This is a genomic window from Spirosoma luteolum, assembly GCF_054778875.1.
In genome coordinates this window covers 279,709-305,403 of sequence record NZ_BAAGZE010000006.1, presented here as the reverse complement: position 1 = coordinate 305,403, position 25,695 = coordinate 279,709, and the positions used below count along the sequence as shown (strand labels likewise).

The following is a 25,695-nucleotide window of genomic DNA, read 5'->3' as shown; positions in this document are numbered from 1 at the left end:
CGTCGGCTGCCAGCCTTTTTTTAGGGCCATGCCGACTGGTAGGAACGGGTTGTTTTCGGCTTCTTGGGCAACGACACGACCCACCGATGCAACGACGTACCTTCCTGAAAACAAGCTCGGCCGCCGGCCTGCTCACCCTCATTACGCCCACCGGTCTGATACAGGCCAGCCCCGCCGACCCCGGAGCCGATTCGCTGATCGACGGGTTTCGGCAGCCGCCCCGCACGGCCCGCGCCCAGACGTGGTGGCACTGGATGAACGGCAACGTAACGGCCGACGGCATCACGCGCGACCTCGAAGCCATGAAGGCCATTGGCCTGGGCGGTTTCCAGAACTTCGACGCGGGCACCGGCATTCCCAAAGGGCCGGTGGTGTACCTGAGTCCCGAGTGGCTGGCCCTCAAGCAGCACGCTATCCGCGAAGCGCAGCGGCTCGGACTGGAGTTTACCATGCACAACTGCCCCGGCTGGTCGTCGAGCGGTGGGCCCTGGATCACGCCCGAATGGGCCATGCAGCAACTCACCTGGAGCGAAACCGCCGTGTCGGGCGGGGCGCTGACCGTGGCGCTGCCGCAACCGCTGACCCGCCTGGGCTACTACCGGGCGGTGCGCGTGCTGGCGTTTCCGGCCCTGCCCGGCGAGGCTCCGCTGACAGCGCTGCTGGCCGAAGCCCGAACGGGCGATGGCGCGGTGGCGTATGCCCGCCTGACGGGCGAACAGCCCGGTGGTGTGGTCGTGCGCAATGCTGACAGCGGAGCCCTCACACTGACCTTTCGGGAGCCCTACGCCCTGCGGTCGCTTTCGCTGGTGAGTGAGCCCGTGGCCGACCCCTCTGGCACCCCGGCTGCGGGCGCTATGGCGTTTGGTGGTCCCGGCATCACCCTCGAACTGGCCATATCCGACGACGGGCAAACCTACCGCAGCCTGGCCCGGATGCCCATCGGTGCGGCCACCGGACCCGAGCGCACGGTGTTCGACGGGCTAACCGCTACGACGCGCTACCTGCGCATCAGCAGCACGTCGCCCCGAACGGTTACGCAGCTACGGCCATCGGGTACGTCCCGGCTAGTCGACTGGCGCAAAAAAACGAACACGGTTTTCAACGGCACACCCCCTCCGCCCGACCGGGGTGGCGAACCGGCTATCGATCCCGCCACGCTGGTCGACCTGACGGATCAGGTTGATGCGGCCGGTGTGCTGCGCTGGACGGCTCCGGCCGGCAACTGGACCATCCTGCGCCTGGGTTACACGCCCGTGGGCGAACTGAACCGCTCGGCCCCCGATACCGGTATTGGCCTGGAGTGCGATAAATACAGCGCCGACGCCATCCGGTTTCATTTCACGAACATGATGGCGCAGCTGCTGCCCACGCTTGGCCCCTTGGCCAAAGATGGCCGGGTAGGGTTGCTGATCGATAGCTACGAGGTGGGCATGCAGAACTGGACCGCCCGCTTTCCCGAGGAGTTCAGCCGCCGGGCCGGCTACGACCTGCTGCCGTACCTGCCCGCGCTGACGGGGCGCCGGGTGGGCAGCCCCGACACCACCGAACGCTTCCTGTGGGACCTGCGCCGTACCCAGGCCGACCTGATGGCCGATGCCTACTACGGCACGTTTACAACGCTCTGCCACCAGCACGGCCTGACGGCCTACGCCGAACCCTACGACCGGGGACCCATGGAGGAAATGCAGATCGGAGCGCGCGTAGACGTAAACATGGGCGAGTTCTGGAATGGCCTGTCGACGCTGTTTCAGAACAACCGGTCGATGCGCCGGACCACCAAGCTGGCCGCGTCGATTGCGCATACCAACGGGCAGCGCGTGGTCGGGGCCGAGGCTTTTACGGGCGAGCCCGAATCGGCCCGCTGGCAGGAGTACCCGTTTGCCATGAAAGCCCTCGGTGATAGCTACTTCACGCAGGGTCTCAACCGAATTATTTTTCACCGTTACGCCCACCAGCCGCACCCCACTGCCCGCCCCGGCATGACCATGGGGCCGTGGGGCATCCACTTCGACCGCACCACAACCTGGTGGTCGGTGGGGCGGGGCTGGCTCGATTACATAGCCCGCTGCCAGTACCTGCTGCAGCAGGGGCTGTTCGTGGCCGACCTGGCTTACTTCGTCGGCGAAGACGCCGGCACCTACACCCGGGTAAGCCCCGACGAGCTGACCCCCGCACCGCTGGCGGGCTACGACTACGATCTCATCAACGCCGAAACGCTGCTGACCCGCGCCCGCGTGGTCGATGGCCGGCTGACGCTGCCCGACGGTATGCAGTACCGGGTGCTGGTGTTGCCGCCCGCCGGCCGTATGACCCTGGCCCTGGTGCGCCGGCTCACGGCCTTTGTGGCGCAGGGGCTGGCGGTTGTGGGCGCCCCCCCGACCCAGACGCCGGGGCTCCGGCCCGATGCGGGGGGCGATGGGGTATTTACGAAGGCTGTAGCAGCCCTGTGGGATACATCCCTACCCCGGCACATCCGGCCCGCTGCTTCGCTGGCTACTGTGCTGGCGCAGGCGGGTGTCGGGCCCGACGTGCAGCTCAGTTCGCGCTCCGGCGACGCGCCGATTACCTGGATTCACCGGCGGGTCGATCAGACCGACGTTTATTTGCTGGCCAATCAGCGCCGAACCACCGAAGAACTGGTCTGCACCTTCCGTACCACCAACGGACAGGCCGAACGCTGGGATGCCGTTACGGGTGAGCGGGTGCCGGTGGGCGTCTGCGAACGCGTAGGCAGTACCCACCTGCGGCTGCCGGTACAGCTGGGACCTTCGGGCTCGGCTTTTATCGTGATCTGGCCGGGGCAGCCTGCGCGCGCACTCGTTTCGGTCGGGCGGGGCAGCCAGACGCTGCTGCAAACGCGTCCGTTTGCGCCCACGCCCCGGCAACTGCACCCCACCGTGTCGGGCTCGTTTACGATCAGCCTGTGGGCTAAGCCCGAACTGAATTGCATGCTCGGCACCCGCAACTATATGGGCCAGATTGCCGATCCCTGGACCGATTACTACGCCATTTACCCGCCCGACGGCCAGGCGCTCTACGGCATTGGCCACGCGACCGCCGGGCTCACCATCGGGCGCAACGGCGTGGCGGTCTGGCAACACGGGGGTGGGGCGCCCGTGCTGGTGCTGGCGGCAGCCCGCCCCCTGTCGGGCTGGACCCACGTAACGCTTGTGTACCGCGCGGGTATCCCGTCGGTCTACGTCGACGGCCAGCTCGCGCAGACCGGTACCGTATCGGGCGCTACGGTACACCCGGGTACGTGCCCCGCTTACCTCCAGGAAGGAGCTTCGTATTACAACGGTGACCTGACGCCACCGCGCCTGCACCCCACCGCCCTGAGCGAGGCTGCCATCCGGCAGCTGGCGGCCGAACCGCGCCCGGCCGAACCGGCGCTCCCGGTGGTGGCACTGGCCGGACAGGATCGGCCGGCGCTGCTGTTTCGGGCCAACGGCCGCTATACGCTGCGCGACACAGGCGGGCAAACAACCTCCCTGACCATAGCCGGGCTCGCCCCCGACCGGACACTGACGGGCCCCTGGACAGTTTCGTTTCCGCCCGACCTCGGTGCACCGGCCCAGATCAGCCTGCCCGCGCTGCTACCCCTCAACCAACACCCCGAGCCGGGGGTGCGGTATTTTTCGGGCACGGCAACCTACACGCTGTCGGTTGAGCTGACCGATGCCCAACGGCCCGCGGGCAAGCAGCTGTGGCTCGATCTGGGTCGGGTGGAGGTGATTGCCGAGGTAGCGGTCAACGGCCAGTCGCTGGGTATTCTGTGGACACGGCCCTACCGGGTCGACATCACAGGGGTGGTCAGGAGCGGGACAAACCAACTGGAAATCCAGGTGACGAACCTCTGGCCCAACCGGCTAATCGGCGACGAGCAGCTGCCGCCCGAAGCGCGCTATACGCCGGGGGGCGGGGCGGGCGGGTTTGCCAGTCTGAGCAATGGCGCCATCGAGGCACTGCCCGACTGGTACCGGGCGGGGCAACCCAAACCGGCGGGGGGGCGCGTAACCTTTACGACCTGGCAGCACTACACGGCCGAGTCGCCCCTGCTCGATTCGGGGCTGATCGGGCCGGTGCAGCTGCAACTGGCCGAGGTGCGTCCGATCTGACCGTCTGGTTGATTCACGGAGCCAGTTGTGGCGAAAGAAGGCGGGCGGTTGTAATTTGCCGCCATCCACCTCCATACGTTCCAATGCGTCCAGCTTTTACCCGACTGCTGTCTGTTTTATGGCTGACAAGCCTGTTAGCGACCCGTACCTGGGGTCAGTCGACCGAACCCATCCATTATACCATTACCACGCCGGCCCAGACCGGCCTGACGCTGGACGGGAGCCTGACGCTGCCCCAGCACCCCGCCGGCCCCCCAACGGTACTCCTGATTGTGGGGGGCGTGGGGCCAACCGACCGCAACGGCAACAGTGCTTATGGCCTGGCGTCGAATGCCTATCAGCTACTGGCCGACAGTCTGGTGGGGCAGGGGCTGGCCGTGGCCCGTTACGACAAACGATATGCCGGCACCAACCGCACGGCGGCCCTGGCCCGGCTCCCCAAGGCGGGCCCCACGCTCGACGAAACGGTCAGCGATGCCGTCGGCTTCATCCGGCTGCTGCAGGCCGACAGGCGCTTCAAACGGGTGCTGGTGCTGGGTCATGACGAAGGATCGCTGGTCGGAATGCTGGCCGCGCGGCAGGCCGAAGCACACGGGCTGATCTCGCTGGCCGGGGCCGGGCGCAACCTCGCCGACCTGCTGAAAGAACAGCTGGCCCCGCCGGGCGCCCCGGCCGATATCCGCGCCGAAATCGATGGGCTGCTCGATTCGCTGCGGGCCGGGCAGGTGGTGCACCCCCGCAGTGTTCAGTTTAAAGCCCAGTTTGCGCCGGTTTATCAGCCCATCTACCGGTCCTGGATGCGGTATGATCCGGCCGAGGAAATCAGGGCGTTTGGCGGGCCGGTGCTCATCATTCAGGGCGGCCGCGATACCCAGCTGAGCCCGGCCGATGCCCAGCGGCTGCGGGCCGCCCGCCCGGCCGACCGGTTCGTGCTGGTCGATCAGATGACCCACCAGCTCAAGGCCGACGCCGGCACCAGCCTGACCGGCAACCGGCAAACCTACAACAAGCCCGGCCTGGCGCTGGCGCCGGGCGTAGCGTCGCTGATTGCCACGTTTGCCCGGCAGTAGCTCGCCTGCTCAGTTTGCCGAGTAATGGCGGAGGTAGGTGATGAGCCGCTCGAAATGAAGCAGCTCGTAGGGGTTGTTGCTTTGCCGGCTCATCAGGTGCCGGTAGCTGTCGGCCAGCCCGTCGAAGTGGGGGTTGTGCAGCAGCCGGGCCACAATCATGCCTTTGTAACAGCGGTGCGTCTGGTTATATACGTAACGGCAGGGCACGCTGGGGTCATCGTTCAGCAACTCGTTGAGGTGGGCCAGGCTACAGGCCGTTTGGAGGAAGCGAAAGCCTTGTTCGCTGAAAAACGACTCGATCTCGTCGCACACCTGACTCATCTCGCGGGGCGAGTGAATCTTATAGCGGAAATAATGCACCCCGCTGAACTTGCCGATCGACAGAATAACCGTATTGGCTTCGTTGCGGTAATCGGTGAGGTTGTTCAGAAACTGCTGGGCAATCTGCTCGACCTGTTCGTTGCGGCAGCCAAAGTTGACTTCGAGCAGGGTTTCGTCGCCGTAAAAGGCGGGCGACAAGATGACGTTCTGAAACCCCGTATCGGTTTTCCGGCGATACTGTTTGCGGTCGGCCACGAGGGCAAAGTCGTGGGCGGCAAAAAAAGGGGTCAGGTGTTGGTAGAGTTCGGTTTCGAAGGATGAGAGCGTCATGGGGCAGGCAGGGTAGGAGAAAAAAATACGGAAACTGGCTACGCGTCTAACATCTTAAGTACGAATAAGTTTAGGAAAAGTTGTGCAATTCGAATACAGGATTTTAGCGATCGGGACGAACTAAACAGGGCGTAGCGGGGTTAGCCTATACACGCCCCACTCGGGTGTCGTTTCTGGGGACGACCGGAATTGACAGCTTGCAGAGGTCGCGGGTAAGCATGCCGGGAGTTGACGGAATTTCCCGACCCGAACAAATCGTCAAAACAATAACTGGCGAGTATAACTACGCCATGGCTGCCTAATCCGGAGGATTAAGCAATAGCCATTGTCTCCCCGGCCTACGTGCTGCTGGCTGGATCAGGAGGCATCGACTCGCAGCGCTGGCCCGGATAATGGTGTTGACAACGGGTAAGACAAAAGCACCTACGGATGAAGCTTGGTCTGGTCTGCACCGGGCGGATTCCCGACAATCCTAAGTAGACCTAAGCATGTAGAAAGCACGTCGGTTTCCTTGACTGGACGAGAGTTCGAATCTCTCCGTCTCCACAAAAAGGCAAAAAACCCCGAAATTGATTCAGTTTCGGGGTTTTTTATAGGTAATAAGATAGGGTGTAAAAATATCTAGGTAGTTGATCTTCGACAAATGAGTTTCTCTGAGAGGTACGAATACACAAAGAAGTTAGTTCAAATCGACTCAATCAACGATTCAACCAGAATTCAATTGTGGAATCAAATACACAGTTGGATTCTCACGTTTGGTGATGAGTATAGGGCAAGCTATGATTCGAATAATGATGAGTTCGATAAACCTAAAAATTTCTTCATTAGAATTTGGGCAGGCTTTTTTAACTTGAAGATAAATTATTTTCCCAGTGACTACGAATATGAAGATAGAGTTATTAGAATCTGCGATGAATTCTTAGATAAGTGTACGTGGTACAGATACTACGATTTTATAGAGTTTCTGATAAAAGAATTTAAAACCTTTTCTAACAGTGACGTTTATACAGAAACAAAAGACAACTTCCACCGTGGAATAAATAAAGTCCTAAAAAAAGAACTTTGCACATATAGACTTGTTGAAGACTTATTTGTGCCAATTGCAAACGAGAATGAGATATTTACGATAGCAGATAGTCTGGATAAGACAGCAAACATAAATACTGTACACACTCATCTTAAACAGGCTCTTCAACTTTTTTCTGATAGGGAAAATCCTGATTATAGAAATTCAGCTAAAGAATCTATATCAGCTCTAGAATCTTTATTAAAACTAGTCGTTAAATCTCCCAAAGCAACTCTAACAGATTCAATAAAAAAAATCAAAAACTCCGAGTTGATTAATATTCATCCTAGCATAATTAATACAATTAATAGTCTCTATGCATGGGCTGGAGACGAGAGCGGAATTAGACATTCTCTAAAATCAAATGATACAGTTGACATTGAAGACTCACAATTTACGCTGATAGCTTGTTGTGGATTAATAAGCTACTTAACTATAAAATCTTCAAAAGCAGGAATCACACTATAAAAAATAACTATATGAGCTTATTGAAAATCTATTTGTCCGATTTCTCTTTTAAAAAGATTAGACCATCTTTGTTTTTACTTACAATATTTCTCTTCTTCAGGATAAAGATTATAGAACTTCTCAAACCTGTTTCTATAGCTCTATTCGAAAATTTTAAGGTAGACTTTATCGTCTCTACTTTATCTATATGCACTTTTGTTTACGGGATATATTATTTCATATCAAATATAAGAGAGAACAAATATCCGAATTCTTATACTTTATATTACACTCTTTATTTTTTAGTAGTGTATTTAACAATCAGATCTTCTGATAAGTTTAGCTTTTACAACATAGGAGATACAAGTGTCGCATTGGGAGATTTGATTTTTACCAGTTTTTTACTCTTAACCTCTGCCTACTCTTATAACAAATCACCTCTTGAACCCGACCCTAATTTTCAACTTTTGGAAGACCTACCTGATACTATAAACTCTGCTAATGATAAACTATTAAGGTCGGAGTATGCAATACACGTATCCAAAATAATTAATTCTACTGTTCCAAGTAAAGCAATAGCTATTGCGGTTATAGCAGAATGGGGATATGGAAAGACAACTTTTTTAAACTTCATCAAATCTAACCTTGATAAAAACAGCGTGGTTGTAAATTTTAACCCATGGAAATTTGAAAAGTCTGGACAAATGTTGTCTCATTTCTTCGAAGCCATTGAAGACGAGTTTGACGATAATGATATTATTTCTAAAATAAAAGATTACTCAGACAAGCTGACTGAAATTGATGACTCAAAATTTTCTAAGATAGTAAAACAATCGATAGAAAAGCTTACAGGTAAGGAAAAAAGTTTGAAAGAAAGGTATGATTCTCTAAATAAAGCAATAATAAAGTCAGGAAAAAGACTCGTTGTTTTTATAGATGACATTGATCGTTTAATGTCAGATGAGCTAATATCTATTATTCGTCTTATTAGAAATACTGCCGATTTTTCCAACACATTCTTTATAGCCGCATTCGATCAAAACTACGTATTAAATACTTTGGCAAATGGAAAAACGTACAATAACAAAGAAAACTTTCTACAGAAAGTCTTCCAATTAGAAATTACTTTACCTCCTATTAGAAAAAACATTGTGGAAGAAGCTTTGAAAAACTACCTCAAATTAGACTCTCTTCCTTTACTCGAAAAAACTAGATTTGAACGAATATTTCCAAACCCAGATATGGACCCATTTACTGGGTTTTTTAGTGCGTCTAAACGGTCATCACCAAAGATATTCATAAGCCAATATTTATATAATCTAAGAGATGTCAAAAGATTTGTGAATTCATTCCAGCTTGCTTATGTGACAATTGGTAGCGAAGTAGATTTATATGATTTATTTACGCTTGAGCTTATAAAATATCGATTTCCAAGTATTTACTCGCTCATTTCTGAAGAGAAGATTTTAATTCAACTTATTCGCGCCAGTAAAACTTGGCAATTTTCAGAAGATAATTTCAAAAAATATGTAAACGATATCACGGCTGCAAGCCTAAACATTCCACTAAATAAAATTGATTATATAAAAGACAACTTAAAAACTTTATTTGATGAAGAGAGGGAGCAAACAAGCCGATCTATAATTAGAGCTTACAATTTTAATATATATTTCTTTTACCAACTTGCTGGTTCGATCTCAATTAGTGAATTTAACACTTCTCTTAGGAAAGGAGAGTCGTCATTGAGAGACTATTTTATAAAAATTACAAATAATAAAAAACTAGATGAAATGATAGACTATATAGATATGATTGTAACATTTGAAAATGTAAAAGAATTAAAAGACGTTGTTCGTAATTTATTATTGATTCATAATTACGAAAGGGCTATAAATCAAGCCACAGTATTGATCGTTAGAAAGCAATTTAATATTGATACGTATTTTGAAAACGAAAATGATTACGATCAGTTTGTCAAAGAGACCCTTCTTAGTGAAGACTACGATAGTTTAATTAGAGGGAAAATATTGCACGAAATTCTAAAGTTTCACTTAAGAAATGAAGACCCTAAGATTTTAGAAGTACAAGAAGTAAAACAAATGTTATTGACAGTGATGGAAGAAACAATAAAAAGTGAACCTGAAAATGAAAGTAAAATAAAACAACTTTATACGTTCAACTGGGACACAGTATCATCAGAAACTAGAAGAATTAATTTCCATCCTAGTGCTAACTTGATGATGAAATCTTACTTAGAGAGTCACTATACTGAATTTATTAAATATGCTATAAGATCTAAATATACTCCACCAATGGAAAACGAGTATGTTTTCGACCCAACTATACCTCAAATATTTGGGTCATATTCAGACTTCAAAATTTTCTTAAATGAACTGCCTAATTCTGCTTGTAAAAAGTTCTTGTTAGAAAAATTCGAAGAATATGAACAGAACAATTACAATAGTATAATCATAGACGATATTGAAAACAATCCGTGTATTAAATAGTAGAAAGCTTATATGGGAACAATCTTAGATCAGGTTGTCCCCATATAAGCTTTCTACTAGTTGCTAAACTTAATTTTTAGAAATGATAAAAGTCCTCCTTCATTATAAAAAAGATTATTGTTTTTCTTACTAATAAGTTCTTGGTATCTTTTAATTGACGCTTCTTCTTCTCTTTCTTGTTCCTGTTATTCATTCTTTTCTTCGTTAGGTAAAGGCACAGGAATCGTTACTGCTTCGTTATTTTTTGCCCGTGTCTCAATGTGTTTTATCAAGTAATTGAAATAGTTTTGACCTGTAACGTGAATGATTCCAGTACCCGGATTGCCATTCACTTCTGTTACGTAAGTTTGCCCCATCTTCTCCCGTATTAGATCAACCCCGGCAAACTCAAGCCCTATGGCCTTAGCTGCCTTGACACACATATCAGTTTCGGATTCAGATAACGTGATCGACCAACCGTTACCTCCTTTCGATAGGTTAGCCCGGAAGTCACCCTGACTGGAGACACTTATACTATTGGCATAATCCGACTCTACGCTCCGTTACTGGAATACTGTCCATATATAATTCCTGGTTATACAGCGTCCCCCGAAATTGTCCTACGGATGGTCGATTTTGAGAAGCGTATAAGCAAAGAACGCGTTGTCCCTGCAGGCACAACGCGTTCTTTCGTATAGTTGAGATGCCGACCAGTCAGGCGTTCAGGGCGGCCTGGTACAATTGCGCACTTTTTCGGTAGTCGGCCACGTTCCAGATAACCAGTATGACCAGACAGCCAACCAGCAGCGCCGGCATCAGAAAGGCCTGTTCGGGCTGGGTGTACAGCCCCAGCAGCATCGTTCCAACCGAAATCAGACCGGCCATAACGGCGTAGGAGCGCGTGCTGTAGAACCAGGAATAGGGGAAGAAATGGGCGCCCGTAATGACGACGTAGACCAGCAGGAAATAATCGACGTGGCGCAGAAAAACGAAAATCAGAATGGGGAAATACAGCAACTGCGCTAGGTTGAGCCACAGGCCCAGCGGTTGCAGCGGGTTGTCGGGAATGGTCCAGCTGGTGCCCAGCAAACGGGAAAACAGCCACGCCAGCGGAAGCAGGAGAGAGCCGATGATGAAGGTAAAAATAGCTTTGGTGTTGGTGGTGTAGGGCAGTGTCCAGACAACGGTTACCAGCGACCAGACGATGATCGCGGCCAGAATGAAGTTGATGCCGTTTTTGGCTTTGGCCGATAAGTCAAGTTTGAGGATGGTCAGCTCTCGGGAGGTAGAAAAAGACATAAAGTACACAAATACGATTGGTTCGACGCCAAAGATAACCAGACCGCCCTTAGAAGCCAGTCGGCCGTGGGGCGCTGATGGCAACGAACAAGACGAATAGCATTAACTTGCCGCAGATACCGTAACGGACCGTTAACCGGTTTTCGACCGGGAGCCGCCCGTTACACAAACCAATCAACGTTATGTCGCTTACATCCGAAGACGATTTTAAGGGTATGCAGGCCATCAGCCAGATTGTGGGCGACACCCTCCGGCGCATGCAGCTACACGCCCGCCCCGGTATGTCGACCCTGGCCCTGGATCAGTACGGGGGGCAGTTGCTGAACGCCAGTGGTGCCCGGTCGGCCCCGAAGCTGACGTATGGTTTTCCCGGCTGGACGTGCATCAGCCTGAACGACGAAGTCTGCCACGGCATCCCGTCGGCCCGGCGCGTGCTGCGCGAGGGCGATCTGGTGAACATCGACGTGTCGGCCGAACGAAACGGCTTCTGGGCCGACAACGGCGGGTCGTTTGTGGTGGGGCAGGATATCCACCAGCACGGGGCCCTGGTCGACGCATCGAAACAGATTCTGGCCAAAGCGATCAGCCGCATCCGCGGGGGCGTACTGATTGCCGACATCGGCGAGCTGATCGAAACCGAAGCCAAAAAGCGGGGCTACCGCGTTATCCGCAACCTGGCCGGCCACGGCGTGGGGCGGAGTCTGCACGAAGCGCCGTTCGATATTCTGTGCTACGCCGACCGGTCGAATAAAAACCGCTTCAAAAAAAATACGGTGGTCGCCGTCGAAACGTTTCTGTCGACCCGGGCCCGGTATGCCGAGGAAACCGGGGATGGCTGGACCATGGTGGCCAAAAACAGCCTGGCCGTTCAGCACGAACATACCATTGTGGTAACCGATCGGGAACCCATTATTCTGACGGCGGCCAACCAGCTGTGGAACTGAGTCCGAAGCAATAGGACGCCGGTTTGGGCGCGCCATGGGGATAGAATCGGGGCAAAACTGCTTTAGTCGGTAGGCGCCCCCGGTACTGGCTCCGTGGCCCGCCTGCCTGCATCCGTTATGAAAAACTTCCTGAGCGTGAGCGCTGCCCTGGTGGTGCTCGTGGGCCTGCTGGCCACCGGCAGCCTGGCAAAGCCCAAACCCGTTTACACGCGTTACGTCAATCCTTTTCTCGGTACGGCGCCCCTCTACGACCCGGCCATCATTGGCTACGTGTACCCGAAGGGGTGGCGCTCGTGGGCGGGGCTGACCTTCCCCGGCAGTTCGCTGCCCAACGCCATGGTGCAGCTGAGCCCTGTTACCGAATACGGGTCGGGCGCCGGCTACCAGTATGAAGATACGCTCATCTACGGTTTCACCCACACCAACAAAGGGCACTGGAACCTGTGCAACATTCCGGTGTTGCCCCTCTCGAAACCGGGCAGGCGGCTGGCGTCGCACTTCAGCCACCAGCGCGAGCAGGCAGCCCCCGGCTACTACCAGGTCTACCTGGACGATTCCCGCATCGACGTCCGGCTAACGTCGACGCTTCGCTGCGGCTACCACCAGTACACCTTTGCCGACCCGACCAACCGACAAGTGCTCTTCGACCTGGGCCGGGCCAACAACCGCGTGTCCAACTGGGCGATCGAGCAGGTGGGCCCCACGGCGGTGCAGGGTTACCAGCAAACGGGCGAAAAAATTTACTTCTACGCCCGGCTGAACACGCCCATCGACCGCATCACCCGCCAGGACTCGGGCCGGCGCGACGGTCATGCCATCGTACACCTCAGCAACGGGAGCCGCCAGCCCGTTGAACTGACCATCGGGCTGTCGTTTGTGAGCGTGGCCAATGCGCGGCAGAATCTCGAAGCCGAGATCGGTACCCAGTCGTTCGAGACCATTCGGCAGGCGGCTACCCAGACGTGGGAGCAGCGGCTGTCGGCGGTGCGGGTCAAAGGCGGGACCGACAGGCAGCAGCGGATGCTGTATTCGTGCCTGTACCGGTCGCTGCTGTGGCCCGCCCTTCGCAGCGATGTCAATGGCGAGTTTACCGATGCGGCTAATCAGGTGGTACGGGGCAATTTTCGCTACTATACCGAACCGTCGCTTTGGGATACGTACCGCAACAAAGACGTGTTGCTGGGACTGCTGACGCCCGACGTAACCCTCGACGTGATTAAGTCGATGAAGGATGTCGGCGATAAGAAAGGATTTATTCCCACGTTTTTCCACGGCGACCACGGAACTTCGAGCATTGTCGGGGCTTACCTGCGCGGCATCGACCAGTTCGACGTGCGGGGTACCTACCAGATTCTGCTGAAAAACGCCAACACCCCCGGTGGTGCCCGGCCCCATGTGGCCGAATACATCCAGAAAGGGTTTATTTCGGAGCCGGTGATCGCCAATCCGCAGGTCGAGACCAAAGCCAGCGCGGGCGTGTCGAAAACGCTCGAATACGCCTACGACGATTACTCGGTGGCGCAGCTGGCCCGTAAGCTGGGCGATACGGCCAACTACCGTGTCCTGATGGAGCGCTCCCGGAACTACCGCAACATGTTCGACCCGGTAACCCGCTTTATGCGGGGGCGGCTGGCCGACGGCAGCTGGATTACACCCTTCAATCCGCAGTTTCCGTACTACGAATACATGTACCGGGAAGCCAACGCCTGGCAGGTGTCCTTCTACGCTCCGCACGACATGCCGGGGCTGATTGGCCTTTACGGCGGCCCGGCCGCGTTCGAGCGTAAACTCGATTCACTCTTTACCGTGCCCTGGAACCCCCACTATATTGCCCGCAATGTCGAGTCGATGATCGGGCAGTACTGCCACGGCAACCAGCCCGACCACGAAGCGCCCTTTGCTTACCATTTCATCGGCAAACCCGAGAAGTCCCAGCAGCGCATCGACCAGATTCTGAACACCCTCTACGGTATTGGCCCCGGCGAACTGGCGCTGTGCGGGATGGACGATGCCGGCGAACTGTCGTCGTGGTACGTGTTCAGCGCGCTGGGCCTGTATCCGTTCTCGGCTACCGATCCAAGCTATCTGGTGACGGCTCCGCTGTTCGACGAAGTGGTCTGGACCACCAGCAGCGGTAAAACGCTCACGATCCGCAAGCCCGGCAGGGGGCGGGGCCTGACGGCGATCCGGGTCGATGGCAGGCCGATCGACGGCTACCTGATCAGCCACGACCTGTTCAGAAACGGGGGGACTGTCGATATCACCACCCGCTAGGCCTGATCGGGTCGCCCGTATGTTCCAGACAGATTGGGGCTGGGCTGAAAAATATACGAATCTTTTCGTAGATGGTGCAACGCGGGCGGGGGCAGTAGGGTCCTTGGCGGGCAAGACCAGCGTCTGGTCGCTGCTTAACCCCCTCAAATCCGTCTATGGCGTTCGCTCGTTATGTATCGATTTTGCTCCTGTGGGCACAGGTAACGCTGGCCCAGATTTCAGGCCCCGCCACCGCCCGGGTCGATTCCTTTGTTCGCACCACCATGGACCGGCTGTGCGTTCCCGGTCTGGCGGTGGCCGTGGTTCACCGGGGCAACATCGTGTTGCTGCGTACCTACGGCGTGGCCAACCGGGAGTGGAATACGCCCGTCACGGCGCACACCAACTTTCAGATCGCGTCGTGTACCAAGCTGCTGACCTCGACGCTGCTGCTGAAGGCGCTCTACGAACGCCGGCTCTCCCTCGACGATTCGGTAAGCCGCTATGTCGACTCCATTCCCGCAGCCTGGCGGGGGCTGACGGTACGGCACCTGATGAATCATTCAAGCGGGTTGCGGGCGTTCGCGGGCGATCCGAACACGCCCACGGCTGCGGTGGTGCGCGCGCTACGCGATTCAACGCTGGCCTATCCAACCGGTACCCGCCAGGCTTATGCCCAGCATGATTTCATGCTTGCCGGCTACCTGCTCGAACAACGGTATGGCAAGCCTTTTCCGACGTTGCTGGCCGACGAGGTAACCAAACCCCTGGGCATGACCGACGGGGGCTTCGACTTTGAAACCACCGTCGGGTCGTACCGGCGAACGGGCCTGATTCCGCAACGGGCCACTACCTACTACGAAGGCGATCAGGGGCAGACCTATGGGTATAAATTCCTGTACCCCCAGCACACCTACACGGCTGGCGGCTACTACGCGTCGATCAGCGATCTGGCCCGCTGGGCGGTAGGGCTGGACCGCGACCAGCTGTTTCCGTGGCGGTTTGCCGAGCCGTTGGCCCTGGGGCGCGATCGGGTGGGCGACTCACTGTCGGAATTTACGCGGGTAGGGTGGATCTACGAAAAGGCAGGTTCTACGGTCTACGCGGGGCATAGTGGCGGACCCGGCTTAGGCGATATCTGGCGGTTTCCGGCCGATGGCTATACCTGCATCGTACTCTCGAACGATGGTGAACTACTGCCCCGACTGGCGCGGATCATTGCCGGCTTCTACATGCCTTTCCTGGGGCCTGCGCTGCCGCCCGAAAAATACAGCCGCCCTTGAGCGGAACTGGGAATAGTCAGATTGACCGGGCGGCCACCGATGCCGCTAGTTGGGTCGCTGGCTGGCCAGATGCAGATAACGGGCGGCCTGTTCGTTGAGCTGCGACAGCTGGCGGGTGTGTTCACGGAGCAGGGCCGCGAAAGCCGGCAAGCCGGAAGGCGGCAGTGGCTGCCCGGCCAACGACTGCATCAGCCGCCGGAACTTCAGGCATAGCGCCATCATGTCGGCCGTGGCACACTGCCCGATGTAGACCGGGATTTTATCAGGTGATACCGAACAGATCGGGTCGAGCAGTTGCCGCAACTGAGCGTGGAGGGTATGACAGCGGTCGAGTGCGTCGGCCCACTGCGACAGGGGCGAAGGCGATACGGGCAGTTTAGCCCATGCAGAAGTAGAAGGTTTTCGGGGTAGACGATAGCTCATAAGGCTCTGTTGATGTGGAAGCTATAACCTGGAACGTCTGAGTAGGATACATACGAAAAGGTAGTTTGCTCAGTTTTGGTTGACTAGCAAAAAATTAAAAAAATGTTAAAAAAAAAGAGGGAATAGTGATGTAGTGGTGTGGCGTCGGGTTGTCAGGCCCGTCTCAACCCTGAATTTTGACTGATCAGGCTGTCAGGCCCTCGTCTGATCCGATCGGTTGGGGATGAGACATCGGTTGGCGCAAGTAGCGACCGGGCCATACCGGCCTTGAAACTGGTCATAGTCGTCCGTCAGTCTGGTAACGGCTATGATCATGTTCAGAACTGGGTAGGATAACCATTTCGTTTTGATTGAATTTTTCCAGAAAATTCTGATAACAAGTTTTCTGTTTTATTGAATTAGTATAACTTAGTGTAATAATAGTGTTATTTGTTTCGTAGGCCGATTGGGTCATCCTGCTGGCTGAAGCGTACGAATAGCGTCTGATTATTACCTGTCCACCGTACTGTTATGTATACCTTCTGCAAAAACACGTCCTTCGTACTGTTAACTGCCTGGGGACTGGGCTTTGTATTCGATCCCTTCGGGCTGACATCGCTTCACTTGGGTCTGCTGATTCATGCCCTGTTGATTCTGGCATTGCTGGCACTGGTTTTCAGCGTCGTAGCCGATACAGATGCCGATAATCCAGCCGGTTCTGCACCGTCCCGGCGCCGGTCCATGCAGCCGCTTCACAGCCGGGTCGCCAGCACCCGAACCGGTCCACGGGCCAACTGAGAGCCACCTTCGTCTGGCAAAGGCCCGGCGGGCGGTCGTTTTAAAACAACCTTATTGAATGGCCCCGGAGTAGGCACACAATTCACTCGGATTCAGGGTAGTTTTGAGTTTCTAACTCCATAAGGTCATGAATAAATTGCTACGCAGACACCTGTGCATGGCCGGCCTGATCGTGGGTAGCTCCCTGATCAGCCCGGTGCTTTCGGCACAAACAGTAACCATGATGCCCAACCCAGACAATGGGGGCGGCTATACGGATCCGTTCAACAATGGTTCATTTGAGCCCCTGATTGAAATGGATAACGCGCTGTATGGGCGCTATGTGGATGCACGTGGCAAAGGATGCCTCGTCAAGTTCGACGGGACGCGGTTAACCCTTATCGACAACCCGGATACCAATCCCGGCGTATACGGCAATATGGTGGCGTTCGACCATGCCATCTATGTACAGTACAGCGGGAACGGAGTTGGGCACCTGGCCAAATACGATGGTCAGCGCCTAACCCTGCTTCCCAACCCCGACAATGGCCTGGGCTTCTTCGGAGCATCTGTCCTGACCATTTTCAACAACGGACTGTATGGCCGCTACCTGGATGCCAATAACCGTTTCAGACTGGTTCGGATCGATCAGTCTGGCACCCCGTCTGTTTTTAGTTTCATCGGCATCACTGGAGTAACCTGCACCGTCGGCGATGGCAATCAACGGCGGATAACGTTTACCCCCCAGTACACGGGCGTCAGCGGTCAGCCGATCACATTCTGGGTAGCCAACGAACTGGTACCCACTACCGCTGCGGGGCCTTACACCATGAGCGTTTACCGCGACAATCCGGTGGTGACCCTTAAAGCAACCCAGGCCGGTACGCCGGGCGAGGCTACCTATGCATTCAACTGGGTCAGCAGCTGTCCGCTGGGGGCCCGGCGCGCGGCCGATGAGGTTGTCTCGACGTTTCGGGTGGTGGCGATGCCCAATCCGGGCATCGATCAAAGCGTGTCGGTGGAGGTAAATGGAGCCCTGGGGCAACCGCTCGACCTGCGCATCGCCGACGAACGTGGCAAAACCATCAGTCAGCTGCACATCGAACAGGCCGATGTGGTGGAGCGAAATGTGGTGCGGCTGGGTGCAACCCCCGGTATTTACCTGCTTACAGTCGTGACACCCAACCAGACGCAGACACTCAAGCTTATCAGGCGCTAGTCACTGTCCGGCAGGCAGCACAAGCAGCGCCCCGGCCAGTTGACCAGGGCGCTGCTTGTGCAGTAAAACAGGGGCTGGCCTGCAACGGCCGGGCTTGAAGCCGGGTACTGACGATTGTGTACTGATCCAGACCCGATGATGCATTTCCTGTTGATCGAAAGCGACACCCGCCAAATTCCGGGTATCCTCGACACCATCGACGCCACAAAGCACACCGCTGATGTGGCCTACGACGGATTTATTGGCTGGCGGCTGTTCCGGCAACGTTCCTACCAGGGCGTTATTCTGACGCCCAACCTGCCCGGCATTGGTGGCTTTGAACTGATCCGGTCGCTGCGGGCTGCGGGCAGTACGGTGCCGGTGCTGGTACTGGGTACCCCCCGGTCCGAAGGAGAAGAGGAGCGGGCCCGGCTGGCCGGGGCCACGGCCTTTATGCCCCGACCCCGCTTCGGGGCCGGGCTCAGCGACTGGTTACTGGCTATCGAACAGCAGCACCAGACCGAACCGGCCTGGCTCGATGTGGGCGATCTGCGGTTGAACATCGCCCGGCAGACGGCCTATCGGCAGGGGCGCACCATTCCGCTGAGCCGGCGCGAATATCAGCTGCTGACTGTACTTATGCAGCGACCGGGGCACATACTGTCGTGTCTGCAGCTGCTGGCGCTGGTCTGGCAGGGGCGGGTCAAGCCGAACTGTGCGCAGTTGTGCATCAGTATGTTGCGTCGAAAGATCGACAGTCCGTTCGATCAGCCCCTGATTCGGACTGTGGTGGGAAAAGGGTATACGATCGGAGCCCCGCAATAGGCGCTGCAAGGGATGAACGAAAGCAGGCGGCTTTCGTGACCAGACGCGTGCCGCAGCCCGCTATTGCCTTAGCAGATGGTCAGTACCGTACCCGACTGCGTAACCATGTAGATGGTCAGGCCGCGGCTGCCATCGCTGTTGAGCCCTTTATCGCTTCGATCGCAGCGGGCCGGACACTAAAACTCGTTGTTGCGAAACGTAACCTGCCGCTGGCTTTCAGAGCTGCAGACAATGGTTGCGGCCACGTAGCCCTGCGTGGTGTTTGCCACCACCACGTTGTTGGCAATGAAAAAGCCTCACCGTTGCGGTGCGCCGTCTGGCGCGGCCGGGCTATCGACGCAGGGGCGGGCGTCTCCGCAACAGGTAGGTGTACGTCGACAGGTTCGTCTGAAAGGAAACCAGTTCCCAGCCGTTCCGATCCATAAAATTCAGCGCACCGGCAGCCGATTCAAAAAAAACGGGTTTCTTATCAGGTCCTGTTATCTTCTGTCGCCGAAGAGCCCGATACAGCTGGAACGGTTGCCCGTAGTCGATGGCCACGCGCGCGGGCAACAACGGGGTCACGTTCTGGCAAAACAGCTGGCAATAGACAGTGGCAGAATCGATGGGATTGCCGTTGACATAAAGCTGGGCCTTTGTATCGGACAGGCCAACAGCGCCAATAAACAGGAAAGTGTAGAACAGACGAGTCATAATGACGTGGGCCTGATGCGATGGGATAGGAAAAAAGGATGTGTTCGGCCGCAGAGCCGCTACCCGCCGACCACGTAGCTGGCAGGGTAACGGTTTCACGGAAATAATGGAACTCTATACTTTTTGTATAGCCCGCAGGTAGGAGAACAGCATGCAGGCCCGCAGATCGGCTTCGGTAAGGCCGGGGTACTGATGCATCAGCTTACCAAACCCCTCCCCAAAGGCAAGCTGGTGAATAATGGCCGAGACTTTAATGTCGCTGCCTTTCAGATAACTGTCGTCACAGGGCAGAATAACAATGCTGCTCTGGCGCACTTCGCGTTCCCAGGTAACGTCGAGTAAATTCATGGATTCATGCAGGAAGATTTATTGCCCAACGACTCGAAATCGCCGGCAACGGTTGGTATGGATCAGACTAATTTAAGCTACTCTATGGAATAGCCTGACCAAAACTAAGGATATAGATCAAAACACGATCATGACGACGGATTTAATTATGACAGGCGGTTGCTGAACGCCTGATATTGGTCAGCCGGGGGCATCGGGGCGGTGTGGTCAGGGCGCGGCCAGCCGGGTCTGCGATGGATTTATTGCCAGAGTAAGCCCAACTATCTGCCGCAGGCGTAGTTTATAAACCAAACGGCGGCTGGTCCAATTGATTCGGGCCACCTTCGGTTCACCTTTAGTACACACGCTTATGAAAACGGTCTATTTCTTTCTTACTACGCTGCTTCTGGGCGGGCTGCTCACGGCCTGCACGCCCAACATGAAATTCACCAACTCGACCATCGTCCCGGGCGCATCGGGTGAGGTATCGGTTCGAAAAGACAAAAACAACAACTACACCATCGATGTCGACGTGCTGAATCTGGCGGAGGCTCAGAAACTAACGCCCCCCAAGGGCCTGTACGTGGTCTGGGCGCAGCTCGACAATACCTCGGCTAAGAAGCTGGGGCAGATCAATCCGACATCGGGTCTGCTGTCTAAGGCGGTGAAGGGGCACCTGAGTGCCGTTACGACCGACAAGCCGACGAAGGTGTTCATCACGGCGGAAGACAACATCGACGTGCAGTATCCGGATGGACCAACGGTGCTGAGCACAAACTAGCTTTTCTGGCCAGCAGTGGTCGATCGGTGCGCGGGATATACATCCTTCGCACCGATTTTTTTTGGGTGTAAGGCCGGGCGGACGCTGGCCGATAAAGGGCTACGGTGCGCAAAAGCCGATTTTTGGCGGTACATTTGTCCCCCTTTTACGCAAACTACGCCCCCCGCATACCCCAGACACGCCCTGAACGGGCTGACCGGCGGCACCCGGGGCCGGCGCCACCTGCCCATGACACCAATTTCCTGCGGCATCGATTTCGGTACCTCCAACTCCAGTATTGCCATCGCCCGCGCGGGTCAGGTCGACCTGATGCCGGTCGAGGATGGGCACGTTACAATCCCGAGCGCCCTGTTTTTCCGCGCCACCGACAACCGGGCCAGCTACGGCCGGAGTGCCATCCAGCGCTTTCTCGACCGGGAGGAAGGCCGGTTCATGCGCAGTCTGAAACGGGTGCTGGGTACTCCGCTCATGAAGCAGGGAACGATGGTCAACGGCGCGGCCATGAATTTTCCGACCATTATCACGGGCTTCCTGCAGCACCTGAAGCAGCAGGCTGAACTGGGGGCCGGTCAGCCCATCGAGCAGGTCGTGATGGGTCGCCCCGTGCAGTTTGTCGACAACAACCCGGCGGCCAACGCCCAGGCCCAGGCCGAATTGAAGGCAATGGCCAATCGGGTGGGGTTCACGGCGGTTGAATTTCAGTTTGAACCCATTGCGGCCGCCTTTGCCCACGAGGTAAAACTGAGCGGAGAGCAGCTGGCCATCGTGGTCGATCTGGGTGGGGGAACGGCCGATTTCACGGTGATCCGGCTCTCCCGACAGTATATCGCCAGGCCCGATCGCTCGTCCGATATTCTGGCCAGCACGGGCGTACGGGTTGGTGGCAACGACTTCGACAAAGCCCTGAGTCTGGCCGCTATCATGCCTGAACTGGGCTACCGGTCTACCTACGGAGGCAAAAACCTGGAGGTGCCGCTCAAGCCGTTTCATGATCTGGCGGAGTGGAGCAAAGTCAACTTTCTGTACACGCCCCGCACCCTGATGCAGGTGCGGCAGCTGTTGCACGAATCGCACGATAAACCCCGCTACCGGCGGCTGCTGCAGGTTCTCGAAACAGAAACCGGCCATGCCCTGCTGGCTGCCGCCGAAGAAGCCAAAGTTACGCTGAGCAAACGGGCCGACGAAAACACCCCGCTCGATTTCATCGAACCGGGATTTTCCATTCCCATCAGCCGCGACCGTTTCGAAACCGCCATCCAGCCCGAGGTAGACCTGATTCTGGCGTCGGCGCAGCAGTGCCTGCACGATGCGGGTGTTAGGCCGGACGCGATCGAGCTGGTGATTCTGACGGGGGGCTCTACCGAAGTACAATCGGTACAGACGGCTTTCCGGACCCTGTTTCCGGGGGCGGCCATCGCGCAGGAAAACAAGCTGTCGAGCGTGGGGCTGGGGCTGGCCTACGATAGCCAGTACAAATTTGGCCGGGTATCGGTGCCGGTAAACAATTAAGAGCGGCCCCGGTTGGAGTAGGATGTAGTCTGCCCACCCATGCCCGCATCCAAAACCCCCATCTACAGTGCCCTGGCCGCCAATGTAGCCATCGCCATTACCAAATTCGTGGCGGCTGCCTTCACGGGTAGTTCGGCCATGATTTCCGAAGGCATTCACTCGCTGGTCGATTCGCTCAACGAGGTACTGCTGCTGCGCGGCATCGCCCGCAGCCAGCGTCCGGCCGACGAGCAGCGCCCGTTTGGCTACGGCAAGGAGCTTTACTTCTGGGCCTTTATCGTGTCGATTCTGATTTTTGGCGTGGGGGGTGGCGTTTCGTTCTATGAAGGGATCACACACCTGCAGCACCCCGAACCACTTACCGACCCCGTCTGGAACTACGCCGTGCTGGGGCTGGCCTTTGCCTTCGACGGGTTTTCGTTTGTCACGGCGTTCCGCGAGTTCAACCGGGAACGGGGCCCGCAGCCATTCTGGACGGCTGTCCGGCGCAGTAAAGACCCCTCTACCTTTGTGGTGCTGTTTGAAGATGCCGCCGACCTGCTGGGTTTGATCGTGGCTTTTCTGGGCGTGTGGCTGAGCCATCAGCTGAATAACCCGTATCTCGACGGAGCGGCATCGATCATTATCGGGTTGATTCTGACGGCGGTATCACTGGTGCTGGCCCGCGAAAGCCGGAGCCTGCTGATGGGCGAAAGTGCCGATCCGGCAGCCATCCGGCAGGTGGTGGCCCGTGTCGAAACGGATGAGGCCGTGGTGCGGGTGCTGCAGGCGCCGTCGATGTACATGGCGCCGGAGGAGGTGTTTCTGATGCTGAGCATCGAGTTTCAGGAGGGCCTGACCACCCGCGCCCTTACCGATGCCATTGCCCGGATCCGGGAAACGGTTCAGCACGACTTTCCCCGCATCAGGCGGCTGCTGATCGAACCCAGCCGACCCGAAACGGTACCGAACCGGCCGGGCCCCGATCTAACGGCCGCGCAAGCCTGACAGGGGCTCACTGTACGGGCAGATACACGGTAAACGTAGCTCCCTGGCTGGGCTTGCTGGCCGCCGTGATACCACCCCCGTGGTTGGTGGCCACCCGTTCGCAGATGGCCAGCCCGATGCCGGTGCCATTGTACTGGGCGCGGCTGTGCAACCGCTGAAAAACCTGAAAAATCCGGTCGAGGTACTTCTCGTCGAAGCCAATTCCATTGTCGCGCACAGCCAGCTGATAGAAGGTGCCGGCCGGCCGGGCAACGCGCACCGTAGCGGGCAAATCGGCATAGGCAAGAGTCCGACAGTCGATGTGGATGTGGGGTGGAATGGGGGTGCCCGTAGCGTCGACCTGCTGGAATTTTATAGCGTTGGAGAGCAGGTTCAGAAACAATTGCTCCAGCTGAGTCCGGTCGCCCTGCACAGTGGGCAGTGGGCCGATGTCAATCGTGGTCTGTGTTTCCTGAATCCGCAGTTCCAGGTCGGTCATAACGGTTTTAAACACGTCGGACAGCGGCACACTGCCCAGGGGTCGCTGCTGGGTGGAGAGATGCGACAGGCTGAGCAGGTCTTTGATCAGTGCCGACATGCGACCGGCAGCCGCCTGCATCCGCTCGAGGTAAGGCAGGCCGTTGCCCAGTTTGTCGCCGTATTCGTGCTGTAGCAGATCGCCGAACTGCTGCACCTTACGCAGGGGCTCCTGCAGATCGTGGGAGGCCACGTAGGCAAAATGCCGCAGGCTTTCGTTCGACCGGCTGTATAACTCGTTCGCAGCTTCCAGCTCCTCGTTGGTAGCCTGGTATTCTTCATTGAGTGCGGCCAGTTCTTCGTTGGTCGCCATTAGTTCTTCGGTACGCTCCTGTACCAGCCGTTCGAGGGCCAGCTGGGTATTGCGCAGGTCGGTAACGTCCTGCGCCGTGCCCGACAGCAGCAGTGGTTCGCCCGCATCGTCATACAATACCTGTGCCTGCGAGCGGATGATGCGTTCGCTGCCGTTTTTTCGGTTTTTGATGGCGTGCTCGTTCAGGTAACGGCCGGTACCGCCGGGACGAATGGCTTCCTGTAAGGCTGCTCGTGCCTCTTCCCGCGCGGTCTCCGGAACAATCTGATCGAACGCCCGCTCGACCGGACAGGTGTCTGCATCGATACCGAGCCAGTAGCCAAACCGTTCCGAGCAGTAGAGTCGGTTTTGCCGGATGTCGACGCGCCAGGTGGCCAGCTCGGCCTGTTCGATAGCGCCCCGCAGGGCCGCTTCCGCTTCCTCGATCGCCCGCCGGTCCATCAGCTGCTGCGTAACGTCGATGGCTACAACCAGTACCCCGATGATCTCGTTGGTGCGGGTGTCGCGCTGGGGGTGATAGGTCAGGTCGACATAAATGGTGTCGAGGTGCTGGTGACGCATCACGGTAGCGGCCACTTCGCGGGCACTGTAGGCAACACCCGTCTCGATAACCTGGTAGAGCAGGGTGTCGAAACCCTGATCGGCCAGTTCGGGCAGGGCTTCCAGCATTGGTACCCCAATCAGGGCGTCGATCTGGCGACCGGTAAGATTGGCGTACCGCGTATTGGCCATCAGAAACCGCAGGTCGGTACGGTCGAGCATGGCAATGGCAACGGGAGCCTGCTCGAAGGAGTCAAGCAGTTGCTGCCGGCTTTCCCGAATGTGCTGATTGGCCAGTACCCGTTCGGTAACGTCGACCGCCACATTCAGAATGGCGTATACTTCCTGCTGATCGTTCAGCAGGGGCTTATACGAAAACGTGAACCACGAGGCTGTCAGCTGGCCGTTTACCATCAGGTAAGCGACCTGTTCGCTCGATTGGTAGGGAACGCCGGTATCATATACCTCGCGCAGCAAATCGAGAAAGGGCTGTCCATCGAGCTCGGGCAGTGCATCGGCCAGCTTCATACCGAGCACCGCCGGAGTTTTGCCCCATACCCGAATCATAGCCTCATTGACGGTATCGATAATCAGCTCGCGGGTGGCGTAGACCGCCGTGGCTACCGGCGACTCCATAATAAGGTTGCTCCAGCGCAGCTGACTGCGCAGTAAGTGCTGCCGGCTCTGCACAGCGGAGGTTGTTTCGGTGCAGACGACCAGTACGCCGGCAATAAGACCATCGTCGTCGTAGGCGGGGCTGTAACTGAAGGTCCAGTACACATCCTCCAGCCGTCCGTTGCGATAAATGGGCACGAGCTGATCTTCAAACCAGCTGGGCTCGCCACTGGTCATAACCCGACCGATGAGGGGACTAATAAAGTCCCAGATGTCGGGCCATACGGTTCGGGCGGGCTGACCAATGGCCGGGTGCCTGCCGTTGCTACCCAGGCTGGGGCGGTAGGCATCGTTATAGAAGCAGGTCAGCTCATCTCCCCAGAACAGAAGCATGGGGAAAGCCGACCCAAGCATGAGCCGAACGGTGATTTTCAGGCTTTGTGGCCAGCTGGACATGGGACCAAGCCAGGTTTGCGCCCAGTCGTATTGCTGAATCAGCTGGCTCATCTCGCCGTTGCCGGCAACGAATTGGGGTCGTTCAGAGGAAGCAGGAGTATCCACGGTAAGGGTAGTATGCCCAACGTCCTCTTTATCG

At 56.2% G+C, this 25,695-nt stretch carries 20 protein-coding genes and 1 other RNA gene; 14 read left to right on the top strand and 7 right to left on the bottom strand.

Features of this window, described 5'->3' with window-relative positions; genetic code table 11:
• Positions 1-86: 86 nt before the first annotated feature.
• Both ACYVAC_RS11850 and ACYVAC_RS11845 read left to right on the top strand, forming a co-directional pair.
• Positions 87-4,118 (top strand): glycosyl hydrolase, encoded by a 4,032-nt coding sequence (locus ACYVAC_RS11850; RefSeq protein WP_461097895.1) that lies wholly within the window; start codon positions 87-89, stop codon positions 4,116-4,118.
• 83 nt (positions 4,119-4,201) lie between these two features.
• Entirely contained in the window at positions 4,202-5,188 is a 987-nt protein-coding gene (locus tag ACYVAC_RS11845; protein WP_461097894.1) for an alpha/beta hydrolase, read from the top strand.
• Between the two features lie 9 nt (positions 5,189-5,197).
• Here the strand turns inward: ACYVAC_RS11845 and ACYVAC_RS11840 are convergent, their stop codons facing one another.
• Positions 5,198-5,839 carry a hypothetical protein gene (locus ACYVAC_RS11840; RefSeq protein WP_461097893.1) on the bottom strand — a complete coding sequence of 214 codons (642 nt, stop codon included), beginning with the start codon at positions 5,837-5,839 and terminating at the stop codon, positions 5,198-5,200.
• 175 nt (positions 5,840-6,014) lie between these two features.
• Here ACYVAC_RS11840 and ssrA point away from each other — a divergent pair.
• The 3 genes from ssrA to ACYVAC_RS11825 all read left to right on the top strand — a co-directional run bounded on the left by ssrA (position 6,015) and on the right by ACYVAC_RS11825 (position 9,859).
• Positions 6,015-6,388: a transfer-messenger RNA gene (ssrA, locus tag ACYVAC_RS11835) on the top strand.
• Positions 6,389-6,482: 94 nt separating this feature from the next.
• Positions 6,483-7,373, top strand: a complete 891-nt coding sequence (locus ACYVAC_RS11830) for an AbiJ-NTD4 domain-containing protein (protein ID WP_461097892.1) — start codon at positions 6,483-6,485, stop codon at positions 7,371-7,373.
• Positions 7,374-7,660: 287 nt separating this feature from the next.
• Positions 7,661-9,859, top strand: a complete 2,199-nt coding sequence (locus ACYVAC_RS11825; protein WP_461097891.1) for a KAP family P-loop NTPase fold protein — start codon at positions 7,661-7,663, stop codon at positions 9,857-9,859.
• 185 nt (positions 9,860-10,044) lie between these two features.
• Here ACYVAC_RS11825 and ACYVAC_RS11820 read toward each other — a convergent pair whose 3' ends face one another.
• Positions 10,045-10,371, bottom strand: a complete 327-nt coding sequence (locus ACYVAC_RS11820; protein ID WP_461098224.1) for an ATP-grasp domain-containing protein — start codon at positions 10,369-10,371, stop codon at positions 10,045-10,047.
• A 181-nt stretch (positions 10,372-10,552) separates the two neighbouring features.
• On the bottom strand, positions 10,553-11,137 hold the full coding sequence (locus tag ACYVAC_RS11815) for a DUF7010 family protein (protein WP_461097890.1): 585 nt from the start codon (positions 11,135-11,137) through the stop codon (positions 10,553-10,555).
• 182 nt (positions 11,138-11,319) lie between these two features.
• Between ACYVAC_RS11815 and map the strand changes: the two genes are divergently transcribed.
• From map to ACYVAC_RS11800, 3 genes are all read left to right on the top strand, one after another.
• A complete protein-coding gene (gene map / locus ACYVAC_RS11810; protein WP_461097889.1) occupies positions 11,320-12,081 on the top strand; it encodes a type I methionyl aminopeptidase in 762 nt (253 codons plus the stop codon).
• Between the two features lie 117 nt (positions 12,082-12,198).
• Complete coding sequence (locus tag ACYVAC_RS11805) at positions 12,199-14,355, top strand: GH92 family glycosyl hydrolase (protein WP_461097888.1); 2,157 nt, start codon at positions 12,199-12,201, stop codon at positions 14,353-14,355.
• A 155-nt stretch (positions 14,356-14,510) separates the two neighbouring features.
• Positions 14,511-15,617, top strand: coding sequence for a serine hydrolase domain-containing protein (locus tag ACYVAC_RS11800; RefSeq protein ID WP_461097887.1), 1,107 nt, complete (start codon positions 14,511-14,513; stop codon positions 15,615-15,617).
• A gap of 45 nt (positions 15,618-15,662) precedes the next feature.
• Here ACYVAC_RS11800 and ACYVAC_RS11795 read toward each other — a convergent pair whose 3' ends face one another.
• Entirely contained in the window at positions 15,663-16,040 is a 378-nt protein-coding gene (locus ACYVAC_RS11795) for a hypothetical protein (protein ID WP_461097886.1), read from the bottom strand.
• Positions 16,041-16,550: 510 nt separating this feature from the next.
• Here ACYVAC_RS11795 and ACYVAC_RS11790 point away from each other — a divergent pair.
• The 3 genes from ACYVAC_RS11790 to ACYVAC_RS11780 all read left to right on the top strand — a co-directional run bounded on the left by ACYVAC_RS11790 (position 16,551) and on the right by ACYVAC_RS11780 (position 18,819).
• Positions 16,551-16,817, top strand: a complete 267-nt coding sequence (locus ACYVAC_RS11790) for a hypothetical protein (RefSeq protein ID WP_461097885.1) — start codon at positions 16,551-16,553, stop codon at positions 16,815-16,817.
• Positions 16,818-16,944: 127 nt separating this feature from the next.
• Complete coding sequence (locus tag ACYVAC_RS11785) at positions 16,945-18,015, top strand: T9SS type A sorting domain-containing protein (protein WP_461097884.1); 1,071 nt, start codon at positions 16,945-16,947, stop codon at positions 18,013-18,015.
• A gap of 135 nt (positions 18,016-18,150) precedes the next feature.
• Positions 18,151-18,819, top strand: coding sequence for a response regulator transcription factor (locus tag ACYVAC_RS11780; RefSeq protein ID WP_461097882.1), 669 nt, complete (start codon positions 18,151-18,153; stop codon positions 18,817-18,819).
• A gap of 330 nt (positions 18,820-19,149) precedes the next feature.
• On the opposite strand, the gene ACYVAC_RS11775 is transcribed toward ACYVAC_RS11780, so the two are convergent.
• On the bottom strand, positions 19,150-19,512 hold the full coding sequence (locus ACYVAC_RS11775) for a hypothetical protein (protein ID WP_461097881.1): 363 nt from the start codon (positions 19,510-19,512) through the stop codon (positions 19,150-19,152).
• Positions 19,513-19,626: 114 nt separating this feature from the next.
• Positions 19,627-19,860: a DUF433 domain-containing protein gene (locus ACYVAC_RS11770; protein ID WP_461097879.1), complete on the bottom strand. Its 234-nt coding sequence runs from the start codon at positions 19,858-19,860 to the stop codon at positions 19,627-19,629.
• 349 nt (positions 19,861-20,209) lie between these two features.
• Between ACYVAC_RS11770 and ACYVAC_RS11765 the strand changes: the two genes are divergently transcribed.
• From ACYVAC_RS11765 to ACYVAC_RS11755, 3 genes are all read left to right on the top strand, one after another.
• Positions 20,210-20,620 carry a hypothetical protein gene (locus tag ACYVAC_RS11765; RefSeq protein WP_461097877.1) on the top strand — a complete coding sequence of 137 codons (411 nt, stop codon included), beginning with the start codon at positions 20,210-20,212 and terminating at the stop codon, positions 20,618-20,620.
• Positions 20,621-20,848: 228 nt separating this feature from the next.
• Positions 20,849-22,129, top strand: a complete 1,281-nt coding sequence (locus ACYVAC_RS11760) for an Hsp70 family protein (RefSeq protein WP_461097875.1) — start codon at positions 20,849-20,851, stop codon at positions 22,127-22,129.
• 39 nt (positions 22,130-22,168) lie between these two features.
• Positions 22,169-23,116, top strand: a complete 948-nt coding sequence (locus ACYVAC_RS11755) for a cation diffusion facilitator family transporter (protein ID WP_461097874.1) — start codon at positions 22,169-22,171, stop codon at positions 23,114-23,116.
• Between the two features lie 7 nt (positions 23,117-23,123).
• Here ACYVAC_RS11755 and ACYVAC_RS11750 read toward each other — a convergent pair whose 3' ends face one another.
• Complete coding sequence (locus tag ACYVAC_RS11750; protein ID WP_461097873.1) at positions 23,124-25,661, bottom strand: PAS domain-containing protein; 2,538 nt, start codon at positions 25,659-25,661, stop codon at positions 23,124-23,126.
• Positions 25,662-25,695: the final 34 nt, after the last annotated feature.